Here is a 23,080-nt window from a genome sequence, read left to right as displayed (position 1 = left end):
CCGGATAAGGCGGCCGGTGCCAGTCCTTGGGCGAGGTGGTGAAGATCTCGACGCCGGTCTCGGTCATGCTCACTGAATGCTCGAACTGGGCCGAGAGCGACTTGTCGCGTGTCACGGCGGTCCAGCCGTTGGAGATCTCCTTCACGTCCTATTCGGCTGCGGTCGCGGCCTCTGCCGATTTGGCTTCCAGCGCCGCCGCCACGGCGTCGTCGACCTTTTCCAGCCAGATGAATTCGAGTTTGTTGCGGGCGTCTTCGGGGATGTCCTCGTAATCCCGGCGGTTGCGGGCCGGCAGCATGACCCGGGTGAGCCCGGCGGCCGCGGCCGCGACGACCTTCTCCTTGATGCCGCCCACGGGCAGGACCAGGCCGCGCAGGCTGATCTCGCCGGTCATGGCCGTGTCGTTGCGCACCGTCCGGCCGGTGAAGAGCGACGTCAGGGCGGTGAACATGGCCACACCGGCGCTGGGACCGTCCTTCGGCGTGGCGCCCGCCGGCACATGGATATGGACATCGTTCTTCTGGAACAGGTCCGCATCGATCCCGAGCAAGGCGGCGCGGTTCTTGACGATGCTGAGCGCGGCCTGGGCGCTCTCGCGCATGACCTCGCCCAGCTGACCGGTGAGAATGAGGGCCCCTTTGCCGGGCGTTCGCGTCGCCTCGATGAAGAGGATGTCGCCGCCGACCGGGGTCCAGGCCAGGCCCGTCGCCACGCCCGGAACGCTGGTCCGCATGGCGACCTCGCTCTCGAAGCGCGGCGCGCCCAGGATCGTCGTGATGTCGGCGGGCGTGATCCGCACGGTCGAGGCGCTGCCTTCCGCGACGCGCACGGCGGCGTGGCGCAGCGCGCGGCCGATCTCGCGTTCGAGGCTGCGCACGCCGGCCTCACGGGTAAAGTCGTGGATGATGTGCCGCAGGGCCTCGTCGTCGATCTCGACCTGCTCGGGCTTGAGCCCGTTGGCGTCGAGCTGCCGGCGGACGAGATAGCGGCGCGCGATCTGCAGCTTCTCGTTCTCCGTATAGCCGGCTAGGCTGATGACCTCCATCCGGTCGCGCAGCGGACCGGGGATCGTGTCGAGCATATTGGCGGTGGCGATGAACACCACGCGGGACAGATCGAACGGCACGCCGAGATAGTTGTCGCGGAAGGTCGAGTTCTGCTCGGGGTCCAGCACTTCCAGCATGGCGGCCGACGGATCGCCCTGGATGCCGCGGCCCATCTTGTCGATCTCGTCCAGCATCATCACGCTGGCGCGCGACTTCGCCTTGCGGATCGCCTGGACGATGTTGCCGGGGAGTGCCCCGATATAGGTCCGGCGATGGCCCCTGATCTCGGCCTCGTCATGGACGCCGCCGAGGCTGACCCGCACGAAGGGCCGCCCCATCGCGCGGGCGATGGATTGGCCGAGCGAGGTCTTGCCCACGCCGGGCGGGCCGACGAAACAGAGGATCGGCGCCTTGCTGTCGGGCGCCAGCTTGCGGACGGCGAGATATTCGACGATGCGGCTCTTGATCTTCTCCAGCCCGAAATGGTCCTCGTCGAGGATCCGCCGGGCTTCGGCGATGTCGATCGGTTTCGACTCCGACAGCGCCCAGGGCAGCTCGATCAGCCAGTCGAGATAGGTGCGGACCATGCCCGCTTCCGCAGCCGCTTCTGGCATCCGCTCGTAGCGCCGCAACTCCTTGCGGGCGGTCTCCTCCACCTCGGCCGGCATGTGGGCCTTGGCGATCGCCTCGCTCAACTCCGCCGCCTCTGCCGCTTTGCCCTCGCCCTCGCCGAGCTGGCGCTGGATCGCCGCCATCTGCTCGCGCAGGATCACCTCGCGCTGGCGCTCGTCCAGGGACGCCTTGGTCTGGCGGCCGATCTCCTGCGTCAGCCGCAGGACCTCGATCCGCTGGCCGAGGAAGCGCGCGGCCTTCTGCATGCGCGCCGTCACGTCGATGGTCTCCAGGATCTCCTGCTTGTCGTGCGGCGTGATATCGAGATAGGCGGCCACCAGATCGGCGAGCAGGCCCGGCGACTCTGCCGATTGAATGGTCGCGATCAGTTCCTGGGGGACCTGGGGCAGGAGCTGGAGCGCCTCCAGGGCCTGCTGGCGCAGATGGATCATCCGCGCCTCGATCTCCGGCGTCCGGGTCTCCGCTTCCTCGATCTGCTGCACGCGGGCGGCGAAGAAGGGCTGCTCGCGGATGAAATTGATCACGCTGAAGCGCCGCTTGCCCTGCAGCACCAGGTGGTGGCTGCCGTCGGGCGCGGTGACGTAGCGCAGGATGCTCGCGACCGTGCCCATGCGATGCAGGTCGATCGGCGCCGGGTCGGCGACCTCCGCGACCTGCTGCATCAGGACGCCGACCGGCCGCTCCTCGCGCAAGGCCTGCTGGGCGGCGAGGATCGAGCGCTCACGCCCGATGGTGACCGGGAACACCGTTTCCGGGAACAGCACCATGTTGCGCACGGGCAGGATGATCAGGGCATCCGACGGGAGGCCGGAAGGCTGCGAGGTCTTTGCGCCGGCCTCCGTTCCGGAGTCGGCGCGGAGAGTATCGTTGTCGGCTGACATTCGCGTTTCCTCTCAGGCGACTTTCAGAAGGCTGACGATCACGCAGCCATTCGCGGCGCTGCGGCGCACTGCCCCGTAAACGCCGGGCGGCAGCGGCACGCGCCGCTCGAAGCGGCCCTGCGGCAGCTCCAGGCGGTGGATGACGGCGGCGCGAAGCTCGGGCGGGGCCGAACGCCAGCCGGCGACGAGAAGCGCGTGTCCCTCGATCATGACCTCGACCTGGTCGGGATCGATCCCCGGCAGGGCCACCAGGATCAGGACCTGGTCCGAAAGCTCCAGCACATCGACCGGCGGCTCCCACACCACCTGCGGCGTGGCCTGGCGCGGCTGGAAGAATTGCCGGTGCAGGCGCTCCGCCCGCGTCAGCATCTCGATCGCCTCCGACCACATCCAATCCCGGGGCTCGTCATTCTTCATGCTGGCTGCTCCGCTTCAGTCTTTCGCCCTCACCCTCAGGCTCGTTCCAGTCGTCTATGTGGGTGAGGTCGATCCTAATCCCTCCGCCCGGCGCGGTCGAAGGGGCGTCGATCGAGCCGAAGAGCGGGCCGCGCACATCGGGACCAGGGGCTCGAGGGCCCGGATCGGGAGTGTGGCTTGTCCCCGTTTCATTCATAAGCGCGCGACGATGGCAGGGGGCCGATCTCGGGACGAGTACAGGTTTGACATTTTCGTCATGGTTTCGGGCAACGCGCCTCGCGCGGGAGGGTCCCGGGCTCATCTCCCAACCCTAGGCCCCGGATTTCGGCGGCGGTTGAGACTTTTGTCTGTCAGCCGGGCCTTACGCTGCCGACCGCGCTTCCACCGGATAAGGCGGCCGGTGCCAGCCCTTGGGCGAGGTGGTGAAGATCTCGACGCCGGTCTCGGTCACGCCCACGGAATGCTCGAACTGGGCCGAGAGCGACTTGTCGCGCGTCACGGCGGTCCAGCCGTCGGAAAGCACCTTCACCTCATGGCGGCCGGCATTGAGCATCGGCTCGATGGTGAAGATCATGCCGGGCTCGAGCGCGACGCCGGTGCCGCGCTTGCCGTAATGCAGGACGAGCGGCGCGTCGTGGAACACCTTGCCGACGCCATGGCCGCAGAAATCCTCGACCACGCTGAAGCGCTCGCGCCGCGCGATGGTCTCGATCGCATGGCCGATGTCGCCGAGATGCGCGCCCGGCTTCACCTGTGCGATCCCCGCCATCATCGCTTCGTAAGTGGCATCGACCAGGCGACGCGCCTTGATCGCCGGCTCTCCCACCCAATACATGCGGCTGGTATCGCCATGCCAGCCGTCGAGCAGCGGCGTCACGTCGATATTGAGGATATCGCCCTCGCGCAGGACCTTGTCGTCGGCCGGAATGCCGTGGGTCACCACATGATTGACCGAGATGCAGCTCGCATGGCGGTAGCCCTTATAGCCGATGGTGGCGGGCACCGTGCCAGCCTCGCGCATGAACTGCTCGAGCTTGCGGTCGAGCTCGGCGGTCGAGACGCCGGCCTGGATGTGAGGCGCGATGAAGTCGAGCGTCTCGGCGGCGATGCGGCCGGCGCGGCGCATGCCCTCGAAGCTTTCCTCGTCATGGAGGAGGATCTCGCGGCCCGTCTGGTCGCGTTGACTCGAATGGCGCAGCATCAGGCGACGCGCCTCCCGCCGCTGCGTTCGATCTTCCGATCGGGTTTGTTGCCGTCGAGGCCGCGATGCATGTCGGTGATCATCTCATCCAGGTAAGGGGGTGGGCTGCTGTCGGCCAGCAGATGCGGGCGCAACAGCGCGATGGGTCCGTCGAAAATCAGGAACTTCGCCCGGGCCATGGCTTCGGGCGGCGCGGTGCGATCCTTCGTCTGCTGCGAGGCCAGATAGGCGTCGAAGGCCTCGTCGAGGACCGCCTGCTGCTGCTGCACGCGTCGATGGAGCGGCTCCGGTACGGGGTCTTCCAGCAGCGCTTCGATCTCGTTCAACAACAGGAAGCGGGCGCGCCGGCGATGCAGCCTTGCCCAGGCCGTGACTGAAAGCGCGGCTTCCAGCCCCTGGCCGGCGCGCAAGGCCGGAGTAAGGGCTTCCGCAAAGCTCTCATGACATTCGAGCCAGGCCGTCGCCAGGATCGCGCTGCGGGATTCGAAGCGGTGATAGATCGAGCCGGTCGGCGCGCCCACTTTGCGCGCGATCGCGGCCATCGAGGCCGCGGAAGGGCCGCCCTCGGCGACCAGCGCCAGGGTGGCTTCGACGAAAACGTCGGCGGAGAAACGGGCGAGACGAACCATCCAATTAGAATAGGTATTCTAGAATGGATCGTCAAGGAGAGGCGGCGGCGCAGACGGCGGCCGCCCTCTGTTTGCCGGCCCTCGTTTGCCTGTCATTGCCGGACTTGATCCGGCAATCCAGTGGTTCGGCCCGCAACCAAGCCGATGGGCATGCGCGCTGGGCCCCTGGATTGCCGGATCAAGTCCGGCAATGACAACGAGGGGAGGGCGATGACGATGGGAGGGGCGGCGACAGGGGAAGGGTGGGGGGTGGCGAAATCACGGAGGCAGACGGCGGACGTCGCGCTACCGGAACCTCACCCCTGCCCGAAGCTCCGCACGAGGCTGCCGACCACGAGATACCAGCCATCGACCAGCACGAAGAAGATCAGCTTGAAGGGCAGGGAGACCTGCACCGGCGGCAGCATCATCATGCCCATCGACATCAGGATCGAGGCGACCACCATGTCGATGATGAGGAAGGGCACGAACAGCAGGAAGCCGATCTCGAAGGCGCGCCGGAGCTCGCTGATCATGAAGGCGGGGATGAGCGAGGTCAGCGGCGCCTGGGCCGCCGGCGTGTTCGGATCGACCTTGCCGATATCGAGGAAGAGGGCGAGGTCGTTCTCGCGTACCTGCGAGAGCATGAAGGTGCGGAAGGGCGCCACGCTGCGGTCGAAGGCGGTGGCCTCGTCGAGCTCGCCGCGGATATAGGGCGAGACGCCGTTGTTGTAGGCCTCGGTGAAGGTCGGCGCCATGATCGCGCCGGTGAGGAACAGCGCCAGGCTGATCATCACCATGTTGGGCGGCGTCTGCTGGATGCCGAGGGCGCTGCGCAGGAACGAGAGCGCCACCACGATGCGCGTGAACGATGTCACCATCACCAGGATGCCGGGCGCCAGGCTCAGCACCGTGATGAGGGCGAGGATCTCGAGGATCTGGTTGGTCGCCGTCCCGGTGCCGCCGAGATCGACGGTCACGCTCTGCGGGAAAGCGGGCGAGGCGAGGAAGGCCGTCGCCAGGCCGGCGCCGATGCCGAACGTCCGTCTTGCCCAGGGATTGCGCCGCATGAAGATCCGCCGCGGCGAGGTCGCGATCTCGGTCATGATGCGGAGGGCGGCGGATTGGTGAAGCGCGGCTCGAGACTGCGATCGCCGGGAACCGGCGCCGGAGCCGGCGTTGCGCGCGCGCCGATACCGGTTTCGACCACGAGGTCCGCGGGTCCGCCCACCAGCAGCAGATGCTCGACATCGTCGCGGCGCACCAGCACCAGCCGGCGGCGGCCGTCGAGCGCGATCGCGGCGCTGATGCCGAGGCGTTTCTGCGCCGACCGGGGCGTGCGCATGCCGCCCCAGCCCACGCGCTTGAGGATGAAGGCGGCGATCGCGATCAGCGCGAGGACGCCGGCCAGCGCCAGGATGAAACGAAGATAGACGGAAATGTCCACGGGGGCGGATCGCTACTCGGGGTCTCGGCGGTGAAGTCGGATTTCGTCAGCGGCCTCGGGCACCGCCGCCGGTCGCGGCCCCGCCATAGGCGCCGGCCGCGCGGCGGCGCTGCGTCACGGCGCTGATCTCGGTCATGGTGCTGTCGCGGCTGGCCTTGAGCTCCGCTTCGAGCAGGTTCAGCTCGCCAACCAGCGCCAGGAACGCAGCCTGCAGCGTCTGCCGGTCGGGACCGGTGATGGTTTCGAGCCGGGTGCAGAGCGTGGTGCAGCGCTCGTCGAGCGAGGTCAGGTCCAGCAGCTGGCCCTCCTTCAGGCGGCGGCGGGCGGCTTCGGTGATGCCGGTCAGATAGACGAGCTCGCCGACGAGGGTGGGCGTGTCGGTCATGGACGATGAGTCCCTTGCTTGAGGATGGCGGGAAGGCGGCCGTTGGCGCGATAGACATAGGCGAGGATCTCGGCGACGGCGACCAGTGCCTCGACCGGAATCTCGCAATCGAGATCGACCGCGGCCAGCAGGCCCGCAAGGTCGGGATCTTCATGGATCGGAATATTGTTGGCGCGCGCCACGGCCAGAATCTGTTCGGCGATGGGACCGCGTCCGGCGGCACTCACGCGCGGGACACCCGGGCGCGTCGGATCGTAGGTCAGCGCGGCCGCAACGGGCCGCGTGTCGCTGTCGCCGCTGGAGGGGTTATTGGGAGCCACCGCCTGCCGTCCTTCGAGGGCGGGCCTTGCGTGCGGCCGTCAACAGGACGGCGCGATCGAGCCTTTGCCTCGACCGGCATTTTTTACCGGGTAGCGTTAAGAAAGATTGAAGGAGGCGCGGAAGTCGGCGTGATTGCTTCGCTTTGCTTTAAGGCTTGAAGCGCGATCGATGATCGGCATCGGCGCTCTATCCTGAAGCAACCCCTCCCCCTCCCCCTACCCCCTCCCGCAAGGGGAGGGGGCTGGAAGAAAAACGAAGTCGCGCTCTCTCAATTGCGATGAGGAACAGAAGACATGTGAGGGAGAGGAAAAAGACCCACGCCCCCTCCCCTTGCGGGAGGGGGTAGGGGGAGGGGCCCCTCGCGTGAGTTCAGCCGGGCTTCTTGTCGGTGAGCGCCACCAGCCGCGCGCTCGATTCAGCGGCGGCCTGGTTCTCGGCTTGGATCCGTTCATAGATCTCTCGGCGCAGCACGCTGGCATCGGCGGGGAAGGTGAAGCCCAGCTTCACCGACTTCCCTCGAACCTCGACGACGGTGACTTCGATATTGTCGTTGATGACGACGGATTCGCCGACTTTGCGCGTCAGATAGAGCATGCAGCCTGTTTCTTCCTGACCCAGGGCAAGACCCGACCGGGATGGCCCCGATTCGGGCTCTTTTTACCGCTTAACCCGCAAACCCTAACGCTTTTACCCCGCGTTAACAATGCCGGCGTCATGCTCTGGACTGAACCTGTCCCAGGAGCAGGCCCGGCCGCCGGCCGGGCTCCCGTCGGGCCAGGCGGGCGACCTCGCGCATGAATCTCGGCAGCATACCCCTGTTCTCACTGGCGCTGGACAAGATGGCCTGGCTGAACAAGCGCCAGGAGGTCTTGGCCCACAACATCGCCAATGCGGACACGCCGAACTTCCAGCCGCAGGAGCTGGACCTGCTCGACACCCGCGCGGCCTTGAGCTCGGTGGGGGCGAGGACGACGGGGCAGTTCACCCTGATGCCGGTCGCGACCGACCCGGCGCATATCATCGGGCCCTCTGGCGCCCATTCCGGAGAGCCGAGAGTCGAAGGCGAGAAGAAGCCCTACGAGACCACGATTTCCGGCAACCAGGTCGTGATCGAAGAGCAGATGGTGAAGGTCGCGGAGACGCAGGCCAATTTCGAGATGGCGACCAACCTCTACAAGAAATACATCGACATGATGAAGATGGCGCTGGGGCGCGGCGGCGCATGACGATGCGTGAGTCCAAGCGCGCGCGGCGCGCAGGAGAGCAGAGATGGATCTGACCGATTCACTCAAGATCTCGGCTTCGGGCCTGAAGGCGCAGGGCACGCGCCTGCGCATCATCGCCGAGAACCTCGCCAACGCGGATTCGACCTCGAAGAGCGCGGGCGGCGATCCTTACCGGCGCAAGGTCGTGACCTTCCGCAACGTGCTCGACCGCGAGCTCGGCGTGGACATGGTCGAGACCAACAAGCCGGCGCTGGACAAGACGCCGTTCGAGACCCGCTACGATCCGTCCAATCCCGGCGCCGACGACAAGGGCTATGTCAAGCTGCCCAATGTCAACACGCTGATCGAACTCGCCGACATGCGCGAAGCCGAACGTTCCTACGAAGCCAATCTCAAGGCGATCGAGGCCTCGCGCACCATGCTGCAGAAGGCCATCGACATCCTGCGCTAAGTAGGCGCCGGTCCCACAGAGGAGTTTCGACGTCAGGTAGGCGTCTTCCCAAGAGGAGACGTTATCCATGCGCAGCGATTTCGCCGCCGCCGCAAATTTCTACGAGCAGGTCGCCCAGACGGCCAAGCCGCTCGGCAATGGGATGGAGCCGCGCCCGAACGAGGGCCCGAGCTTCTCCGATTTCCTCAAGCAGGCCGGCGTCGACACGGTCACCAGCATGAAGCAGGGCGAAGCCCAGTCGATCCAGGGATTGGCGGGCAAGGCCGAGCTTTCCGACGTCATCGCCGCCGTCAGCCAGGCCGAGGTCTCGTTGCAGACCGTCGTCGCCGTGCGCGACAAGGTGATCGCGGCCTATCAGGACATCATGCGCATGGGCATCTGACGCGGGGCTGACCCCGCCTCGGACGCCCGTTCGCCTGCTCATTCGTCTCGCCTCCAGCATCGAAGGCCGGTTTCTCCCGTGGACCAAGCTGCCATCCTCGATATCGCGCGCGAAACCGTGTTCGTCACCCTCAAGCTGGGGGCACCGATCCTGCTGCTGGCGCTGGTGGCCGGCGTGGCGATCTCGCTGCTTCAGGCCCTGACGCAGATGCAAGAGATGACGCTCTCCTTCGTGCCCAAGATCCTGGCCATCCTGCTCTCCCTCATCGTCTTCCTGCCCTTCATGCTGACCACGCTCACGGATTTCACGCACGAGCTGATGGACCGCATCGCGTCCGGCGGCTGAGAGCGGAGGGCGGAAGCGTAGCGCGGGCGATGCTGGAGCAGATCCTCACCACCAATCTGTTCGCCTTCTTCCTGGTGTTCGCACGCATCGGGTCGGCGGCGATGCTGCTGCCCGGTATCGGCGAGAGCTATGTCGCGGCGCGGTTCCGGCTCTGCTTCGCGCTGGCGATGTCGATGGCGCTGATGCCGCTGCTCCAGCCCCATCTGCCGCCCGCACCCCAGGGCGCCATCGCGCTCGGGCTTCTGCTGGGCGGCGAGATCATCATCGGCCTCTTCCTCGGGACCCTGGTGCGGATCCTGCTGCTGGCGCTCGAGATGGCCGGCATGATGATCGCGCTCCAGATCGGTTTCGCCAGCGTGCTGTCGCAGGATCCCGCGACCGCGCAGCAGGGCTCGGTCATCGGTAATTTCCTGCTGTCGCTGGGCGTGGTGCTGATCTTCGCCACCGGCATGCATGCGCCCATGCTGCGCGCCGTGGTCGATTCCTACGGCGTGTTTCCGGCCGGCGGCGCGCCGCCGGCGGGCGACATGGCGATCACCGTCGCCAAGACGGTGGGGCAGGGCTTCGCCCTGGCGGTCGAGTTCTCGACGCCCTTCGTGCTGCTGGGCCTCCTGTTCAATCTCGCCTTGGGGCTGCTGTCGCGGCTGATGCCGCAGCTCCAGGTGTTCTTCGTCGGCCTGCCGGTCCAGATCCTGGCGGGCTTCGTTCTCCTTGCGGCAGGGTTGGCCTTTGCCATGACCTGGTTCCTGGGTCGGCTGGGCAACGCGCTGCCGGGCCTCTTGTGATGGGAGACCGTCGCTAGATGGCCGAGGAAGAACAGGACGATTCCCAACGAACGGAAGAGCCAAGTCAACGAAGGCTCCAAGAGGCGCGGGAAAAAGGCCAGGTCGCGCAGTCGCGCGAGGTCCAGCATTGGATCGTGATCCTGGGCGTGACGCTCGCCATCTTCATCTTCGCCACCCAGGTGACGAACGGGACGGCGCGGCTGCTGCTGCCCTTCCTCGAACGGCCGGAGACCATACCGTTCGATTTCGACAGCCTGCGCCAGATCTTCGCCGGCATCGTCTTCGGGCTGGTCAAGATCGCGGTGCTGCCGATGCTGGTGCTGATCGCCGCCGCCATGGCCGGCGGGTTGATCCAGACCGGCTTCATCTTCTCGGGCGAGCAGCTCACGCCCAAGCTCGAGCGGATCTCGCCGATCGAGGGCGCCAAGCGCCTGTTCTCGAGAAAGACCTTCGCCGAGTTCGCCAAGAACCTGGCAAAGCTGGGCGTGGTCGGCACCGTCGCGGTGATGATCCTCTGGCCGATGGCCAACGACGCGGCCCGTCTGATCGGGCTCGACCAGGGTGCCATCCTGGGCCTGCTCAAGCATGACAGCATGCGGCTGCTGATCGCGCTGCTGTCGATCATGGCGATCGTCGCGGCGCTCGATTATCTCTATCAGTATTTCGAGCATATCCGGCGCTTGCGCATGTCGAAGCGCGAGATGCGCGAGGAGATGAAGCAGTCGGAGGGCGATCCGCTGATCAAGTCGCGCATCCGCCAGCTGCGCATGGAGCGCGCGCGCCGGCGCATGATGGCCCAGGTGCCCAAGGCCGACGTGGTGATCACCAACCCGACCCATTTCGCGGTGGCGCTCAAATACGAGATCGGCCGCATGGCGGCCCCGGTCCTGATCGCGAAGGGCGCGGACGCCGTCGCCTTCAAGATCCGCGAGGTCGCCGAGGCCAACAAGATTCCGATCGTCGAGAACCCGCCCCTGGCGCGCGGCCTGTTCGCGGCGGTCGACCTCGACGAGGAGATTCCGGCGGAGCATTACAAGGCCGTGGCCGAGGTCATCGGCTACGTCATGCGGCTGCGGACCGGGCGCCCGCAGGCGCCGATGGTGGCGCAGCGTTAGACAGGGGCGAGATCCCGGCGGGCGCGACGAGCGGTCCCGCAGGGCAACAAGAAACTGCTAAGGTAAGGATGCGAGATGGCGGGGCGGGGGATGACGAGCCAGGGGACGGGCAGGCTGAGGCGTTGGGGGCGCTGCGCGGCGATGACCGCGGCGGCGCTGATCGGCGTCTGTCCGCCCGCCATGGCGCAGATGACGCTGGACGTGCCGGGTGGCATGGCCACCTTGCTGGCGGCACCGATTTCCGTCTGCCTCCTCATTCTCATCAGCTACTGGCTGGGCCGGCGCTCCCTGCGCGGCGGCGCCATCGGCGAGCGCCAGCTCATGCTGCTGCTCGACCGGGCGCCTCTGGGCTGGTACGCGGTCGATGCGAACGGACGCATCACCTACATGAACGGCACCATGCGCGAATGGCTGGGGCTGGGCGAGGTGACCGACAATGTGCGGCTGCATGATCTCCTGGCGGAGATTCCGGCGGGTGCCGCGCCCGCCAGTCCCTTCGGCAGCTCGATCGTCGGCGAGGGCGACGCCTCCTTCCGCAATCGTGCCGGCGAGCCGATCTCGGTCCATCTGCGCCAGCAGGCGCTGCCGCCCGGCACGCGCGGCGGCTCGGTCGCCTGCGCCGTGGTCCATGATTTGCGGCCGGCCCGCGCCCGCGAAGCCCAGCTCCAGGTGTTCGAACGCCGCTTCCAGCGCTTCTTCGAGCAGGCGCCGGTCGGCATCGCGCTGGTCGATGCCGAGGGACGGCTCGAGGAGGCCAACAAGGCCTTCCGTTCGATGGTCAAGATGCGCTCGGCCGAATTGCGCAAGCAGCGGCTGCTGGATCTCATCGCCGAGGCCGACCGGCCGCAGGTCGAAGCAAGGCTGCGCATGGCGCTGCAGGGCGAGGAGATCGGCGAACGGCCGCTCGACCTGCAGATGGCCGCCGGCAAGGGGCGCAGCGCCACGCTCTATGCGGTGCGACGCGAGGACGAGGCCGGCGGCAAGCCCGGCCTGATCGTGCAGTTCATCGACACGACCGAGCGCAAGAAGCTCGAGCGCCAGTTCGCGCAGTCGCAGAAGATGCAGGCGGTGGGCCAGCTCGCCGGCGGCATCGCCCATGACTTCAACAATCTGCTCACCGCCATGATCGGTTTCTGCGACCTGCTGCTGCTGCGCCACCGCGCCGGCGACCAGTCCTTCGCCGACATCATGCAGATCAAGCAGAATGCCAACCGCGCCGCCAATCTGGTGCGCCAGCTCCTGGCCTTCTCGCGCCAGCAGACCCTGATCCCGCGCATCCTCGACGTGACCGACGTGCTGGCGGAGCTGTCGCATCTGCTGCGCCGCCTGATCGGCGCCAATATCGAGCTGCAGATGGTCCATGGCCGCGAGATGTTCCCGGTCAAGGTCGACCATGGCCAGCTCGAGCAGGTGATCATCAATCTCGCGGTCAATGCGCGCGACGCCATGCCCGAGGGCGGCAAGCTGCTGATCCGCACCTCGAACGTCTCGAACCAGTATCCGGTGACGCGCGGCGCGGAGACCATGCCGCCCGGCGACTATGCGCGCATCGAGGTGGTCGATACCGGCACCGGCATCGCCCCCGACATCATCGACAATATCTTCGAGCCCTTCTTCTCGACCAAGGAGGTCGGGGCCGGCACCGGGCTCGGCCTTGCCACCGTCTATGGCATCGTCAAGCAGACCGGCGGCTTCATCTTCGTCGACAGCAAGGTCGGCGAGGGCACCGGCTTCTCGATCTATCTGCCGCGCCACGCGGCGGCCAAGGGCGAGGCGCTCGCCGCCAAGCAGGAAGGCGATCCGGGCCAGCCCCGCGACCTGACCGGCATGGGCACGGTGCTGCTGGTCGAGGACGAGGATGCGGTCCGCCTGTTCGGCGCTCGGGCCCTGCGAAACAAGGGCTACAACGTGTTCGAGGCGCGCAGCGGCGAGGCGGCGCTCGAGATGATCAAGGCCGGCAAGCAGTCGATCGACCTCCTGATCACCGACGTGGTGATGCCGCGCATGGACGGGCCCACCCTGATCAAGGAAGTCCGCCTGATCCGCCCCGAGCTCAAGGTGATCTTCATCTCAGGCTATGCCGAGGACGATTTCCGCAAGCGCCTCGGCGAGGGCGCCGAGATCCATTTCCTGCCCAAGCCCTTCTCCCTCTCGCAGCTGGCCGAGAAGGTGAAGGAAGTGATGCGTGCGGCATGAGCCGGGTCCTGGTCGCCCGCAGCGTTGCCGGCGGCGATCGCTTCTCCGAAGCCAATGCGATCGGGAGGTCCAGCCTCTTCCCGCTGGAGCGCGACCTGCTGGACGCGATCGTGGGCCAGGCGCTGGGCGGCAACGAGATGTGGCGCCGGCAGATCGGCCATCTGCGGGTCAGCCGGCGGCGCTTCTCCGCCACGGGCTTTCAGAGCGTCTTCACCCTGAGCGATCCCGCCATGATGGTCGTGCCCTTCGTGGCGAACGAGGTGGTGAGCGGCTGGATTCGCACCGACCTGCCGGGCGGCCAGGGCATCGGCCATGTCCTCTATATCGAGCGGGGGATGATGGTGATGCTGGAAGGCGCCGTTCCGGGAGAGGATTTCCCCGTCGAGATCGGTGCCTATGAGATCGTCGACGATCGCGACGGCGCCCGGAAATCCAGGGCCGGCTGAGCCGGCCTTTTCCAAATATTTGAAAAATAAGGCGAATCGGGAGAGCTTTCCGGTTCCCGGCGGCCTCTTTGCCCCTTAGCCCGGCTCAGGGATCGTTCTGTGGATATCACCTTTTTGTTCTCTTTTTGATCCAGATTTTGCTTGCGACCATGAGAACAAACTGCGTACTCTGCCCCCTCAGTTGTCGGCCCGAGAGGGCTATGAAATAAGGGGAGCGCCCGATGTCTAACCCGGCATTGAAGGTCGTCGGCAAGGAAAACAGCATGGATCGCAACAAGGCGCTGGATGCGGCGCTGAGTCAGATCGAGCGCGCCTTTGGCAAAGGCTCGATCATGAAACTGGGTCAGAACGACAAGGTCGTGGAGACCGAGGTGGTTTCCACCGGGTCGCTCGGGCTCGATATCGCGCTTGGCATCGGCGGACTGCCGCGCGGGCGTATCATCGAGATCTATGGGCCGGAAAGCTCGGGCAAGACCACGCTCGCTCTCCATGTCATCGCCGAGGCGCAGCGCGCCGGTGGGACCTGCGCCTTCGTCGATGCCGAACATGCGCTTGATCCGTCCTATGCCAAGAAGCTCGGCGTCGATCTCGACGAGTTGCTGATCTCCCAGCCCGATGCCGGCGAGCAGGCGCTCGAGATCGCCGACACGCTGGTGCGGTCCGGCGCGATCGACGTGCTGGTGGTGGACAGCGTCGCGGCCCTGGTGCCGCGGGCCGAGCTCGAGGGCGAGATGGGCGATACCCATGTCGGGCTTCAGGCCCGGTTGATGAGCCAGGCGTTGCGCAAGCTGACCGGCTCCATCTCGCGTTCGCGCTGCATGGTGATCTTCATCAACCAGATCCGCATGAAGATCGGTGTGATGTTCGGCAACCCCGAGACCACCAGCGGCGGCAACGCGCTGAAATTCTATGCCTCGGTGCGCCTCGACATCCGCCGCATCGGCTCGATCAAGGATCGCGAGGTCGTCACGGGCTCGCAGACCCGCGTGAAGGTGGTGAAGAACAAGATGGCGCCGCCCTTCCGGGTGGTCGAGTTCGACATTACCTATGGCGAAGGCATCTCCAAGACCGGCGAGCTGATCGATCTCGGCGTGGCGGCCGGCGTGGTCGAGAAGTCGGGCGCCTGGTTCTCCCAGGGCGGCCAGCGCATCGGCCAGGGCCGCGAGAACGCCAAGCAGTTCCTCAAGGAAAATCCCGCGGTGGCGGCCTCGATCGAAGCCGCGATCCGCCAGAATGCGGGCCTCGTCGCGGGCGCCATGATGACCGGCGGCAGCGGCGACAAGGAAGGCGCCGAGGACGAATAATCCGATCGAGAGAGCCGGGCGCTCCGCGTTTCGCGGGCGCCCGCCCACCTGATTGATAATTCGTGGCCGGCCCTCTCGCGGGTTTCCCCTAGACCCTTCCCGCCAATTTCCGGTCACGAGTGAAGAGACCGCCGCCGATGGTCCCCCTGTCGACGGCGGTCGCTTTTTTGGCAAATTTGATTCGGGCCCTTGTTACCGGAGTCTCGTCTGCTCCCCGCATTTTGTGTCAGGGCTGGCATGAGGCTTCGGCAGGTGACAGCGGGATTGCCGCGATGGGAAGATCGGTTCCCAGACAGGTTTTGACCGGGAGAGTCGGACGATGGTGACGCAGGCGGAGAAGGCGCGGAGCTTCAAGGCGCTACATGACAAACCCGGTTGCTTCATCCTGCCCAACCCCTGGGATGCGGGCTCGGCCAAGCTGCTGGCCGGCCTCGGTTTCGAAGCGCTGGCCACCACCAGCGCCGGCCTCGCCTTCACGCTGGGCAAGCCCGATGGCGTCGGCCGGGTGACCCGCGACGAGACCATCACCAATGCCCATGCGATCGTGGCCGCGACCGATCTGCCGGTCACCGCCGACCTCGAGGACGGTTTCGGCAGCAAGCCCGAGGCGGCGGCCGAGACCATCAAGCGGGCGGTGGCGGTGGGCCTGGTGGGCGGTTCCATCGAGGATTCCACCCGCGAGGGCGACAAGCCGGTCTATGACATCGCCCATGCCGTCGAGCGCATCGTGGCGGCGGCCGAGGTCGTGAAGAGCCTCTCCTTCCCCTTCCTGCTGGTCGGTCGCGCCGAGAACTATCTCCATGGCCGCGCCGATCTGGGCGACACCATCCGCCGGCTCCAGGCCTATCAGCAGGCGGGGGCCCAGGTGCTCTATGCCCCGGGCCTGCGCACCCGCGAGGAGGTGGCGACCCTGGTGAAGTCGGTCGACCGGCCGGTCAATGTGCTGATGGGGCCGGGCGGCGCCACGGTCGCCGATCTGGCGGCCCTGGGCGTGCGCCGCGTCAGCGTCGGCGGCAGCCTCGCCCGCGCCGCCTTCGGCGGCTTCCTCAAGGCCGCCCGGGAGCTCAAGGAACGGGGGACCTTCGGCTTCACCGCCGAGGCCACGCCCCATACCGAGCTCAACGCCGCCTTCGATTGACCGGGACCGGGCGAGGGGCGGGAAGGGGCGCCTTGGAAAGCCGGGCCGCCGGCCCCAAATCCCAGTCCCAGCCGTTCCTGGACAAGCCTCTTAAGCGGTTGGTAAAAGCCCTCTAATCTAGGGTGCATTGCGGGATGATCCGATCCGCCTGTCGCGGGGCGGAGGGGATCGCTCGCCCTTGGAACCGGACCGGCCCCTGGCGCCGGCCCGCATGGTCTTCCTGCCAGCCGACCGGAGCATTCGAGCCTCATGACGTCCAACAACCCTGGGCCGACGACCCCCGGCCATATGCCGACGACGAACGAGATCCGCACCAGCTTCCTGGAATATTTCCGGAAGAACGGGCACGAGGTCGTTGCGTCCTCGCCGCTGGTGCCGCGCAACGACCCGACCCTGCTCTTCACCAATGCCGGCATGGTGCAGTTCAAGAATGTCTTCACCGGCCAGGAGAAGCGCGACTATGTGCGGGCCGCGACCGCGCAGAAATGCGTGCGCGCCGGCGGCAAGCATAACGACCTCGAGAATGTCGGCTATACCGCGCGCCATCACACCTTCTTCGAGATGCTGGGGAACTTCTCCTTCGGCGACTATTTCAAGGAACGCGCGATCGAGCTCGCCTGGAACCTGATCACGAAGGAATTCGGCTTGGCCCGGGACAAGCTCTGGGTGACCGTGTTCCACACCGACGACGAGGCGTTCGGTCTCTGGAAGAAGATCGCGGGCCTGCCCGAGAGCCGCATCGTCCGCATCCCGACCTCGGACAATTTCTGGGCGATGGGCGATACCGGCCCCTGCGGGCCCTGCTCGGAAATCTTCTTCGATCATGGTCCGGGCATCCCGGGCGGCCCTCCCGGCAGCCCCGAAGCCGATGGCGACCGCTATATCGAGATCTGGAATCTCGTCTTCATGCAGTTCGAGCAGGTGACGAAGGAGGAGCGCGTCAGTCTTCCGCGGCCCTCGATCGACACCGGCATGGGACTGGAGCGCCTCACCGCCGTGCTGCAGGGCAAGCATGACAATTACGATATCGACCTGATCCGCTCGCTGATCATGGCCTCGGCAGACGCGACCAATGTGGCGCCGGACGGGCCCCAGGCGGTGTCGCATCGCGTCATCGCCGACCATTTGCGCTCATCGAGCTTCCTGATTGCCGACGGCGTGCTGCCCTCGAACGAAGGCCGCGGCTATGTGCTCCGGCGCATCATGCGCCGCGCCATGCGCCATGCGCACAAGCTGGGGGCGGTCGATCCCCTGATGTGGCGCCTCGTGCCGGCGCTGGTGCAGCAGATGGGCCAGGCCTATCCGGAGCTGATCCGCGCCCAGGCGATCATCACCGAGACGCTCAAGCTCGAGGAGACGCGCTTCCGCGCCACGCTCGAGCGCGGCCTCAAGCTGCTGGAGGAGGAGACCGGCAAGCTCGGCTCCAGCCAGGCGCTGGCCGGCGATGTCGCCTTCCGGCTCTACGACACCTACGGCTTCCCGCTCGACCTGACCCAGGACATCCTGCGCGGCCAGGGCCGGAAGGTCGACAATGCGGGCTTCGAGCGCGCGATGGAAGAACAGCGCGCGGCCGCAAGGCGCGCCTGGTCGGGCTCGGGCGAAGCCGCGACCGAGAAGCTCTGGTTCGAGCTCAAGGAGAAGCTCGGCGCCAGCGAGTTCCTGGGATACTCGACCGAGACCGCCGAAGGCGTGGTCGCCGCCATCGTCAAGGACGGCAAGCCGGTCGATCGCGCCAGGGCCGGCGACGAGGTCCTGCTCATCGCCAACCAGACGCCGTTCTATGGCGAATCCGGCGGCCAGATGGGCGACAGCGGCATCTGGTTCAACGGCTCCGGCCTTGAGATCGCGATCGCCGACACGCAGAAGAAGCTGGGCGACCTCTGGGTCCATCACGGCAAGGTGGTCCGGGGCGAGGTCAAGCTCGGCGACGCCGTCGAGATGCGGGTCGATGGCGAGCGGCGCAACGCGCTGCGTGCCAATCACTCGGCGACGCATCTGCTGCACGAGGCCCTGCGCCGGCGCCTGGGCGATCATGTCACCCAGAAGGGCTCGCTGGTCGCGGCAGAGCGGTTGCGGTTCGATTTCAGCCATCCCAAGCCGCTGACGCGCGAGGATCTGGAGATCGTCGAGGCCGAGGTCAATCGCCGCATCCGGCACAATGCCGAGGTCGAGACCGTACTGATGACCCCGGATAACGCGGTCAAGGCCGGCGCCCTGGCGCTCTTCGGCGAAAAGTACGGCGAAGAGGTCCGCGTCGTCTCGATGGGCGGCCAGGAGGAAGGCGAGCATTTCTCGACCGAGCTCTGCGGCGGTACCCATGTGCGCCGCACGGGCGATATCGGCGCCTTCAAGATCCTGTCGGAGAGCGCGGTCGCGTCCGGCGTGCGCCGCATCGAGGCCCTGACCGGCGTCGGCGCGGAGAAGCATGCCCGCGAGCAGGAGGCGCTGGTGGCCGAGGCGGCGGCGGTGCTGAAGACCAAGCCCGCGGATCTGCCCGCGCGCATCGCGAGCCTGGTCGAGGAGCGCCGCAAGCTCGAGCGTGAGCTCGCCGAATCGCGCAAGGCGGCGGCGCTCGGCGGCGGTGCCGGGACCCAGACGGCGGCGCCGCATCGCGAGATCGGAGGCATCAAGGTCGTCTCGCGCCTGCTCGACGGCGTGCCTGCGAAGGAGCTCAAGGGCATGGTCGACGAGATGAAGAAGCAGATCGGTTCGGGCGTCGTGGTGCTCCTGGCGCGCGAAGAGGGCCGCGCCTCGCTCGTGGTCGGCGTTACCGCCGATCTCACGGGCCGCGTCAACGCGGTCGAGCTGGTGAAGGCCGGCAGCAAGGCGCTGGGCGGGCAGGGCGGCGGCGGCAGGCCCGACATGGCGCAGGCCGGCGGGCCCAATGCGACTGCCGCCGAGGCGGCGCTGGCCGCGATCGAGCAGGCGTTGGCGAACCTCTCCCGCGCCGCCTAGAAGCGGCTCGGTCGGAGGCCGGGGGAAAGGCGATGACCGGGACTTCAAGGGCGCTGGCGTTCCGGTTGGTGGGAGACACGACCTCCCATCGCGGCCTGCGGCTCCTTGTCGATGTCGTGCTCATGGCGAGCATTCTGGCGGCGGTCGCCTGCAGCTTCGTCAAGAGCCTCCCGGATGCCTCGGCCGCGCAAGTCGCGCTGGCGCAGGCTCTCGGGCTGATGGCGCTCCTGGTGTTCACCCTCGAATATGCCGTCCGGCTCTGGATCGCGCCCGAGCAGACCTCAGGCCGCTACAGCCGAGCCGCGCGCCTCTTCTATGCCCGCTCCTTCCTCGGCATCACCGATCTGATCGTGATCCTGCCCGGATGGTTGGCCTTGGTCCTGCCGGTCAATAGCGGGGTGGTCGAACTGGTCGATCTCCTGGCGCTGCTGAAGCTCGCGCGCTTCGCGCCGGCCCTCGGGCTCGTGGGCACGGTCCTCCAGAACGAGGCGCGTTCCCTGTTCGGCGCGCTGATGGCAATGGTCGTGGTCCTCGTCCTCGCCTCCGGCGTCATGTATCTGCTCGAACGAAGCGCGCAGCCGCAGCTCTTCGACAGCATCCCGCACACGCTCTGGTGGGCGATCGTGACGATGGCCACGGTCGGTTACGGCGACATGGTGCCGGTCACGGCGGCGGGTCGTGTCTTCGGCGGCATGATCATGTTGCTGGGAATCGCTCTCTTCGCCGTGCCGACCGGCATTCTCGCCACGGGCTTCGCACAGGAAATCCGGCGGCGCGACTTCACCGTGAGCTGGCAGGCGGTCGCGAACGTGCCGCTCTTCGCCGGGTTGGATGCCTCGCGGATCGCTTCGATCACGCGGCTCCTGAAGCCGCAATCGGTGCCGCGCGGCTTCGCCATCGTCCGTCGCGGCGATTCGGCCGACGCGATGTTCTTCGTTCTCAAGGGTGCCGTGGAGGTGGAACTGAAGCCGGAGCCGGTCAGGCTCGGACCGGGTCAGTTCTTCGGTGAGATCGCATTGCTGAAAGATGTCCAGCGGCTTGCCACGGTCACCGCCGCCGAGGACACGCAACTCCTGGCCCTCGACGTCGACGATTTTCGTCGTCTCATGGCGCAGATGCCGGATCTCAAAGCCAAGATCGAAGCCGTGGTCGAGGATCGGCTCCATATCTTCGATCAGGCCGTCGCGAAGCCGCCCGATTCCGACCCGCCCCGCTAGGCCAGGCGCATCGAACGGTGGCGTCCCGCATCAGGTCCGCGCCGCGCCCGAGATCAGAGCGCGAACATCCCCGCCGCGACGAAGAGCGCGACGAACAGCGTAAAGAGTCCGACCAATTGTGCCATTTCCAGCCTCCTCCTGCCCGAGTGACCAGAGCCCATCCGCATCGGGGCGTTCGGATGCCCCTCCCATTCCGTACCGTGAATCGGCCGGTTGCTTCTCTAACATAAGCTAGCGCTTCGGGTTCCGAGGCAAAGGGGCAAAGATAAAGGACCAGCTTAAGGCGCTCATGAGGAATTCAATCTAACGCGTTGCTGCAACCGGGGATTCGTCCGTTAAGCTTGTTCCTTAAACTGTAAGGCATTTAATGCGGATTGGTTTCCTTGACGCGATCGCATGACGCGACCTCGTTAACGAGTGTTATCAGCCGCCTCTCGAGCACAGCGACGTGGAGGAGGGCGCAAAGAAAAAGGGGCCCCGTGAAGGGCCCCTTGAATCTGCCGTCGCGAATTCGAAAGCGCCTATTGCTTGACGTCCGCAGCCACCTGCATGCGGATGATCTTGTCCGGGTTGTTGACCGCGCCGCTCTGGGGGTCGCCCTTCTTGATCTTGTCCACGAACTCCATGCCTTCGGTGACATGGCCCCAGACGGTGTATTGACCGTCGAGGAACTCCGCCGGCGCGAAGCAGATGAAGAACTGGCTGTCGGCGCTGTCGGGATCCGCGGCCCGTGCCATCGAAACCGTGCCGCGCAGATGATGCTCGCCGTTGAACTCGGCCGGGAGCTTCTTGCCGGAGCCACCGCGGCCGGTGCCGGTCGGGTCGCCCGTCTGCGCCATGAAGCCGGCGATCACGCGGTGGAAGACAACGCCGTCGTAGAAATGCTGGCGCACCAGCTCCTTGATGCGGGCGACGGTCTTGGGCGCGAGGTCGGGGCGCATCTCGATGACGACGCGGCCGTCCTTGAGGTCCATGAAAAGGGTGTTTTCGGGGTCATAGGCCATGGCTTTGCCTCCGGCGAGGGTGAGAAACACAAGGGCCAGAAGCCCCACGAGAAAATGACGCATCGTAACGAATTCCTTGTGATGACGTCGGGGTGAAGGAAGCGGACAGGGCGCGGCCGATGCGGCCGCGCCCTCGCGATCAGGCCAGTACCTTCTTCAGGTTTTCGTCGAGCTTGGCCAGGAACTGCTGGGTCGTCATCCAGGTCTGATCCGGGCTGATCAGGAGCGCCAGATCCTTGGTCATGTGGCCGGCTTCGACCGTATCGACGCAGACCTTCTCCAGCGATTCCGCGAAGCGCTGCAGCTCCGGCGTGCCGTCGAACTTGCCGCGATACCAGAGGCCGCGGGTCCAGGCATAGATCGAGGCGATCGGGTTGGTCGAGGTCTCCCGGCCCTTCTGATATTCGCGGAAATGCCGCGTGACCGTGCCATGCGCCGCCTCGGCTTCGACCGTCTTGCCGTCGGGCGACAGCAGCACCGACGTCATGAGACCGAGCGAGCCGAAGCCCTGGGCGACCGTGTCGGACTGCACGTCGCCGTCATAGTTCTTGCAGGCCCAGACGAAGCCGCCGGACCATTTCAGCGCGCTCGCCACCATGTCGTCGATGAGCCGGTGCTCATAGACCATTTTCCGACTCTTGAATTCGGTCGCGAATTCCTTGTCGAAGACCTCCTGGAACAGATCCTTGAAGCGGCCGTCATAGGCCTTGAGGATCGTGTTCTTGGTCGAGAGATAGACCGGCCAGCCGAGCCCTAGCGCATAGTTGAAGCAGGCGCGCGCGAAGCCGCGGATCGAATCGTCCAGATTATACATGGCCATGGCCACACCCGAGCCCGGGAAGTCGAACACCTCGTGGCGGATGGCGGCGCCCCCGTCGCTGGGCTCGAAGCTGATGGTGAGCTTGCCCTTGCCGGGCACGACGAAGTCGGTGGCGCGATACTGGTCGCCGAAGGCATGGCGCCCGATCACGATCGGCTGGGTCCAGCCCGGCACCAGGCGGGGCACGTTCTTGCAGATGATGGGCTGGCGGAACACGGTGCCGTCGAGGATGTTGCGGATGGTCCCGTTGGGGGACTTCCACATCTTCTGGAGGTTGAACTCCTTCACCCGCGCTTCGTCGGGGGTGATGGTCGCGCATTTGACGCCGACCCGGTACTGCTTGATCGCATTGGCCGCGTCGACCGTGATCTTGTCCTGGGTCTTGTCGCGGCTCTCGATCCCGAGGTCGTAATATTTCAGGTCGATATCGAGGTAGGGAAGGATCAGGCGCTCCTTGATGAATTGCCAGATGATGCGTGTCATCTCGTCGCCATCGAGCTCGACGACCGGATTCTTGACCTTGATCTTCTGCATCTGAACCAAATCCCTACGAAGAGGTGAGACGGGGGAGCCGCGGAGAGGGCCGCGCGGGATCGGGACCCTGAGAAAAGGCGCCCGAACATAGCATCGAGATCGGGGCGCGCAAGCGCCGGGGCAGGCTCCCGAACGGCCAGCCCACCCTACCCCGGCGCGGTGTCCGGCCTCGGGGTAGGCCCGGAGTGCCAAGACCGCGGGGAGGTGATAGTTTGCCCGGTAA

Annotated in this window: 23 protein-coding genes and 1 pseudogene; 12 read left to right on the top strand and 12 right to left on the bottom strand. The window is 66.4% G+C overall.

The window, feature by feature from the left end:
- Positions 1–4: 4 nt before the first annotated feature.
- The 10 genes and pseudogenes from FRZ44_RS27350 to csrA form a co-directional block, all read right to left on the bottom strand.
- Positions 5–145: pseudogene (locus tag FRZ44_RS27350) on the bottom strand (type I methionyl aminopeptidase); the annotation flags it as partial.
- A 3-nt stretch (positions 146–148) separates the two neighbouring features.
- Positions 149–2,560 (bottom strand): endopeptidase La, encoded by a 2,412-nt coding sequence (gene lon / locus FRZ44_RS17580; protein ID WP_151178414.1) that lies wholly within the window; start codon positions 2,558–2,560, stop codon positions 149–151.
- Between the two features lie 12 nt (positions 2,561–2,572).
- A complete protein-coding gene (locus tag FRZ44_RS17575; RefSeq protein WP_151178413.1) occupies positions 2,573–2,977 on the bottom strand; it encodes an Hsp20/alpha crystallin family protein in 405 nt (134 codons plus the stop codon).
- A 361-nt stretch (positions 2,978–3,338) separates the two neighbouring features.
- Positions 3,339–4,178: a type I methionyl aminopeptidase gene (gene map, locus FRZ44_RS17570; protein ID WP_151178412.1), complete on the bottom strand. Its 840-nt coding sequence runs from the start codon at positions 4,176–4,178 to the stop codon at positions 3,339–3,341.
- The gene (locus FRZ44_RS17565) at positions 4,178–4,807 is read right to left on the bottom strand and encodes a TetR/AcrR family transcriptional regulator (RefSeq protein WP_151178411.1); all 630 of its coding nucleotides are present in this window, start codon (positions 4,805–4,807) and stop codon (positions 4,178–4,180) included. The genes map and FRZ44_RS17565 overlap by 1 nt, the downstream gene beginning before the upstream one ends.
- Positions 4,808–5,103: 296 nt before the next feature.
- Positions 5,104–5,892, bottom strand: coding sequence for a flagellar type III secretion system pore protein FliP (gene fliP, locus FRZ44_RS17560; protein ID WP_151178410.1), 789 nt, complete (start codon positions 5,890–5,892; stop codon positions 5,104–5,106).
- Positions 5,889–6,233, bottom strand: coding sequence for a flagellar biosynthetic protein FliO (locus FRZ44_RS17555; protein WP_151178409.1), 345 nt, complete (start codon positions 6,231–6,233; stop codon positions 5,889–5,891). The genes fliP and FRZ44_RS17555 overlap by 4 nt, the downstream gene beginning before the upstream one ends.
- Before the next feature lie 46 nt (positions 6,234–6,279).
- Entirely contained in the window at positions 6,280–6,618 is a 339-nt protein-coding gene (locus tag FRZ44_RS17550) for a hypothetical protein (protein ID WP_151178408.1), read from the bottom strand.
- On the bottom strand, positions 6,615–6,938 hold the full coding sequence (locus tag FRZ44_RS17545) for an EscU/YscU/HrcU family type III secretion system export apparatus switch protein (RefSeq protein ID WP_151178407.1): 324 nt from the start codon (positions 6,936–6,938) through the stop codon (positions 6,615–6,617). The genes FRZ44_RS17550 and FRZ44_RS17545 overlap by 4 nt, the downstream gene beginning before the upstream one ends.
- Positions 6,939–7,308: 370 nt before the next feature.
- Positions 7,309–7,533 (bottom strand): carbon storage regulator CsrA, encoded by a 225-nt coding sequence (csrA, locus tag FRZ44_RS17540; protein WP_151178406.1) that lies wholly within the window; start codon positions 7,531–7,533, stop codon positions 7,309–7,311.
- A gap of 200 nt (positions 7,534–7,733) precedes the next feature.
- Here csrA and FRZ44_RS17535 point away from each other — a divergent pair, with 200 nt between their 5' ends.
- The 12 genes from FRZ44_RS17535 to FRZ44_RS17480 all read left to right on the top strand — a co-directional run bounded on the left by FRZ44_RS17535 (position 7,734) and on the right by FRZ44_RS17480 (position 20,499).
- Positions 7,734–8,165, top strand: coding sequence for a flagellar basal body rod protein FlgB (locus FRZ44_RS17535; protein ID WP_151178405.1), 432 nt, complete (start codon positions 7,734–7,736; stop codon positions 8,163–8,165).
- A gap of 43 nt (positions 8,166–8,208) precedes the next feature.
- Entirely contained in the window at positions 8,209–8,616 is a 408-nt protein-coding gene (gene flgC, locus FRZ44_RS17530) for a flagellar basal body rod protein FlgC (RefSeq protein WP_151178404.1), read from the top strand.
- Between the two features lie 67 nt (positions 8,617–8,683).
- The gene (gene fliE / locus FRZ44_RS17525; RefSeq protein ID WP_151178403.1) at positions 8,684–8,998 is read left to right on the top strand and encodes a flagellar hook-basal body complex protein FliE; all 315 of its coding nucleotides are present in this window, start codon (positions 8,684–8,686) and stop codon (positions 8,996–8,998) included.
- A gap of 78 nt (positions 8,999–9,076) precedes the next feature.
- Entirely contained in the window at positions 9,077–9,343 is a 267-nt protein-coding gene (fliQ, locus tag FRZ44_RS17520) for a flagellar biosynthesis protein FliQ (protein ID WP_151178402.1), read from the top strand.
- 29 nt (positions 9,344–9,372) lie between these two features.
- On the top strand, positions 9,373–10,128 hold the full coding sequence (fliR, locus tag FRZ44_RS17515; RefSeq protein WP_151178401.1) for a flagellar biosynthetic protein FliR: 756 nt from the start codon (positions 9,373–9,375) through the stop codon (positions 10,126–10,128).
- Positions 10,129–10,145: 17 nt separating this feature from the next.
- On the top strand, positions 10,146–11,243 hold the full coding sequence (gene flhB, locus FRZ44_RS17510) for a flagellar biosynthesis protein FlhB (RefSeq protein WP_151178400.1): 1,098 nt from the start codon (positions 10,146–10,148) through the stop codon (positions 11,241–11,243).
- 141 nt (positions 11,244–11,384) lie between these two features.
- A complete protein-coding gene (locus FRZ44_RS17505) occupies positions 11,385–13,439 on the top strand; it encodes a response regulator (RefSeq protein WP_151178399.1) in 2,055 nt (684 codons plus the stop codon).
- The gene (locus FRZ44_RS17500; protein ID WP_151178398.1) at positions 13,436–13,885 is read left to right on the top strand and encodes a hypothetical protein; all 450 of its coding nucleotides are present in this window, start codon (positions 13,436–13,438) and stop codon (positions 13,883–13,885) included. The genes FRZ44_RS17505 and FRZ44_RS17500 overlap by 4 nt, the downstream gene beginning before the upstream one ends.
- 221 nt (positions 13,886–14,106) lie before the next feature.
- Positions 14,107–15,189 carry a recombinase RecA gene (recA, locus tag FRZ44_RS17495; protein ID WP_151178397.1) on the top strand — a complete coding sequence of 361 codons (1,083 nt, stop codon included), beginning with the start codon at positions 14,107–14,109 and terminating at the stop codon, positions 15,187–15,189.
- Positions 15,190–15,508: 319 nt separating this feature from the next.
- A complete protein-coding gene (locus tag FRZ44_RS17490) occupies positions 15,509–16,327 on the top strand; it encodes an isocitrate lyase/PEP mutase family protein (protein ID WP_151178396.1) in 819 nt (272 codons plus the stop codon).
- A gap of 288 nt (positions 16,328–16,615) precedes the next feature.
- Positions 16,616–19,282 (top strand): alanine--tRNA ligase, encoded by a 2,667-nt coding sequence (alaS, locus tag FRZ44_RS17485; RefSeq protein ID WP_151180343.1) that lies wholly within the window; start codon positions 16,616–16,618, stop codon positions 19,280–19,282.
- Between the two features lie 32 nt (positions 19,283–19,314).
- Positions 19,315–20,499 carry a cyclic nucleotide-gated ion channel gene (locus tag FRZ44_RS17480; RefSeq protein WP_151178395.1) on the top strand — a complete coding sequence of 395 codons (1,185 nt, stop codon included), beginning with the start codon at positions 19,315–19,317 and terminating at the stop codon, positions 20,497–20,499.
- Positions 20,500–21,020: 521 nt separating this feature from the next.
- On the opposite strand, the gene FRZ44_RS17475 is transcribed toward FRZ44_RS17480, so the two are convergent.
- Together FRZ44_RS17475 and FRZ44_RS17470 are read right to left on the bottom strand one after the other, a co-directional pair.
- Positions 21,021–21,566 (bottom strand): peptidylprolyl isomerase, encoded by a 546-nt coding sequence (locus FRZ44_RS17475; RefSeq protein ID WP_151178394.1) that lies wholly within the window; start codon positions 21,564–21,566, stop codon positions 21,021–21,023.
- A 76-nt stretch (positions 21,567–21,642) separates the two neighbouring features.
- A complete protein-coding gene (locus tag FRZ44_RS17470; RefSeq protein ID WP_151178393.1) occupies positions 21,643–22,857 on the bottom strand; it encodes an NADP-dependent isocitrate dehydrogenase in 1,215 nt (404 codons plus the stop codon).
- Between the last annotated feature and the right edge of the window lie 223 nt (positions 22,858–23,080).

It is taken from the genome of Hypericibacter terrae (genome assembly GCF_008728855.1).
GTDB classification, from domain to species: Bacteria; Pseudomonadota; Alphaproteobacteria; order Dongiales; family Dongiaceae; genus Hypericibacter; species Hypericibacter terrae.
The sequence above is the reverse complement of the archived record's forward strand: the minus strand, read 5'-3'. Positions and strand labels throughout refer to the sequence as shown.

Bases quoted from the DNA above. Each gene is read 5' to 3' on its own strand.
- csrA (WP_151178406.1), bottom strand. From the start codon at position 7,533: ATGCTCTATCTGACGCGCAAAGTCGGCGAATCCGTCGTCATCAACGAC.
- FRZ44_RS17480 (WP_151178395.1), top strand. From the start codon at position 19,315: ATGACCGGGACTTCAAGGGCGCTGGCGTTCCGGTTGGTGGGAGACACG.
- FRZ44_RS17535 (WP_151178405.1), top strand. From the start codon at position 7,734: ATGAATCTCGGCAGCATACCCCTGTTCTCACTGGCGCTGGACAAGATG.
- fliR (WP_151178401.1), top strand. From the start codon at position 9,373: ATGCTGGAGCAGATCCTCACCACCAATCTGTTCGCCTTCTTCCTGGTG.
- FRZ44_RS17505 (WP_151178399.1), top strand. From the start codon at position 11,385: ATGACCGCGGCGGCGCTGATCGGCGTCTGTCCGCCCGCCATGGCGCAG.
- FRZ44_RS17475 (WP_151178394.1), bottom strand. From the start codon at position 21,566: ATGCGTCATTTTCTCGTGGGGCTTCTGGCCCTTGTGTTTCTCACCCTC.
- FRZ44_RS17550 (WP_151178408.1), bottom strand. From the start codon at position 6,618: ATGACCGACACGCCCACCCTCGTCGGCGAGCTCGTCTATCTGACCGGC.
- FRZ44_RS17490 (WP_151178396.1), top strand. From the start codon at position 15,509: ATGGTGACGCAGGCGGAGAAGGCGCGGAGCTTCAAGGCGCTACATGAC.
- FRZ44_RS17565 (WP_151178411.1), bottom strand. From the start codon at position 4,807: ATGGTTCGTCTCGCCCGTTTCTCCGCCGACGTTTTCGTCGAAGCCACC.
- FRZ44_RS17575 (WP_151178413.1), bottom strand. From the start codon at position 2,977: ATGAAGAATGACGAGCCCCGGGATTGGATGTGGTCGGAGGCGATCGAG.
- alaS (WP_151180343.1), top strand. From the start codon at position 16,616: ATGCCGACGACGAACGAGATCCGCACCAGCTTCCTGGAATATTTCCGG.
- map (WP_151178412.1), bottom strand. From the start codon at position 4,178: ATGCTGCGCCATTCGAGTCAACGCGACCAGACGGGCCGCGAGATCCTC.
- FRZ44_RS17470 (WP_151178393.1), bottom strand. From the start codon at position 22,857: ATGCAGAAGATCAAGGTCAAGAATCCGGTCGTCGAGCTCGATGGCGAC.
- flhB (WP_151178400.1), top strand. From the start codon at position 10,146: ATGGCCGAGGAAGAACAGGACGATTCCCAACGAACGGAAGAGCCAAGT.
- lon (WP_151178414.1), bottom strand. From the start codon at position 2,560: ATGTCAGCCGACAACGATACTCTCCGCGCCGACTCCGGAACGGAGGCC.
- flgC (WP_151178404.1), top strand. From the start codon at position 8,209: ATGGATCTGACCGATTCACTCAAGATCTCGGCTTCGGGCCTGAAGGCG.
- FRZ44_RS17500 (WP_151178398.1), top strand. From the start codon at position 13,436: ATGAGCCGGGTCCTGGTCGCCCGCAGCGTTGCCGGCGGCGATCGCTTC.
- recA (WP_151178397.1), top strand. From the start codon at position 14,107: ATGTCTAACCCGGCATTGAAGGTCGTCGGCAAGGAAAACAGCATGGAT.
- fliP (WP_151178410.1), bottom strand. From the start codon at position 5,892: ATGACCGAGATCGCGACCTCGCCGCGGCGGATCTTCATGCGGCGCAAT.
- fliE (WP_151178403.1), top strand. From the start codon at position 8,684: ATGCGCAGCGATTTCGCCGCCGCCGCAAATTTCTACGAGCAGGTCGCC.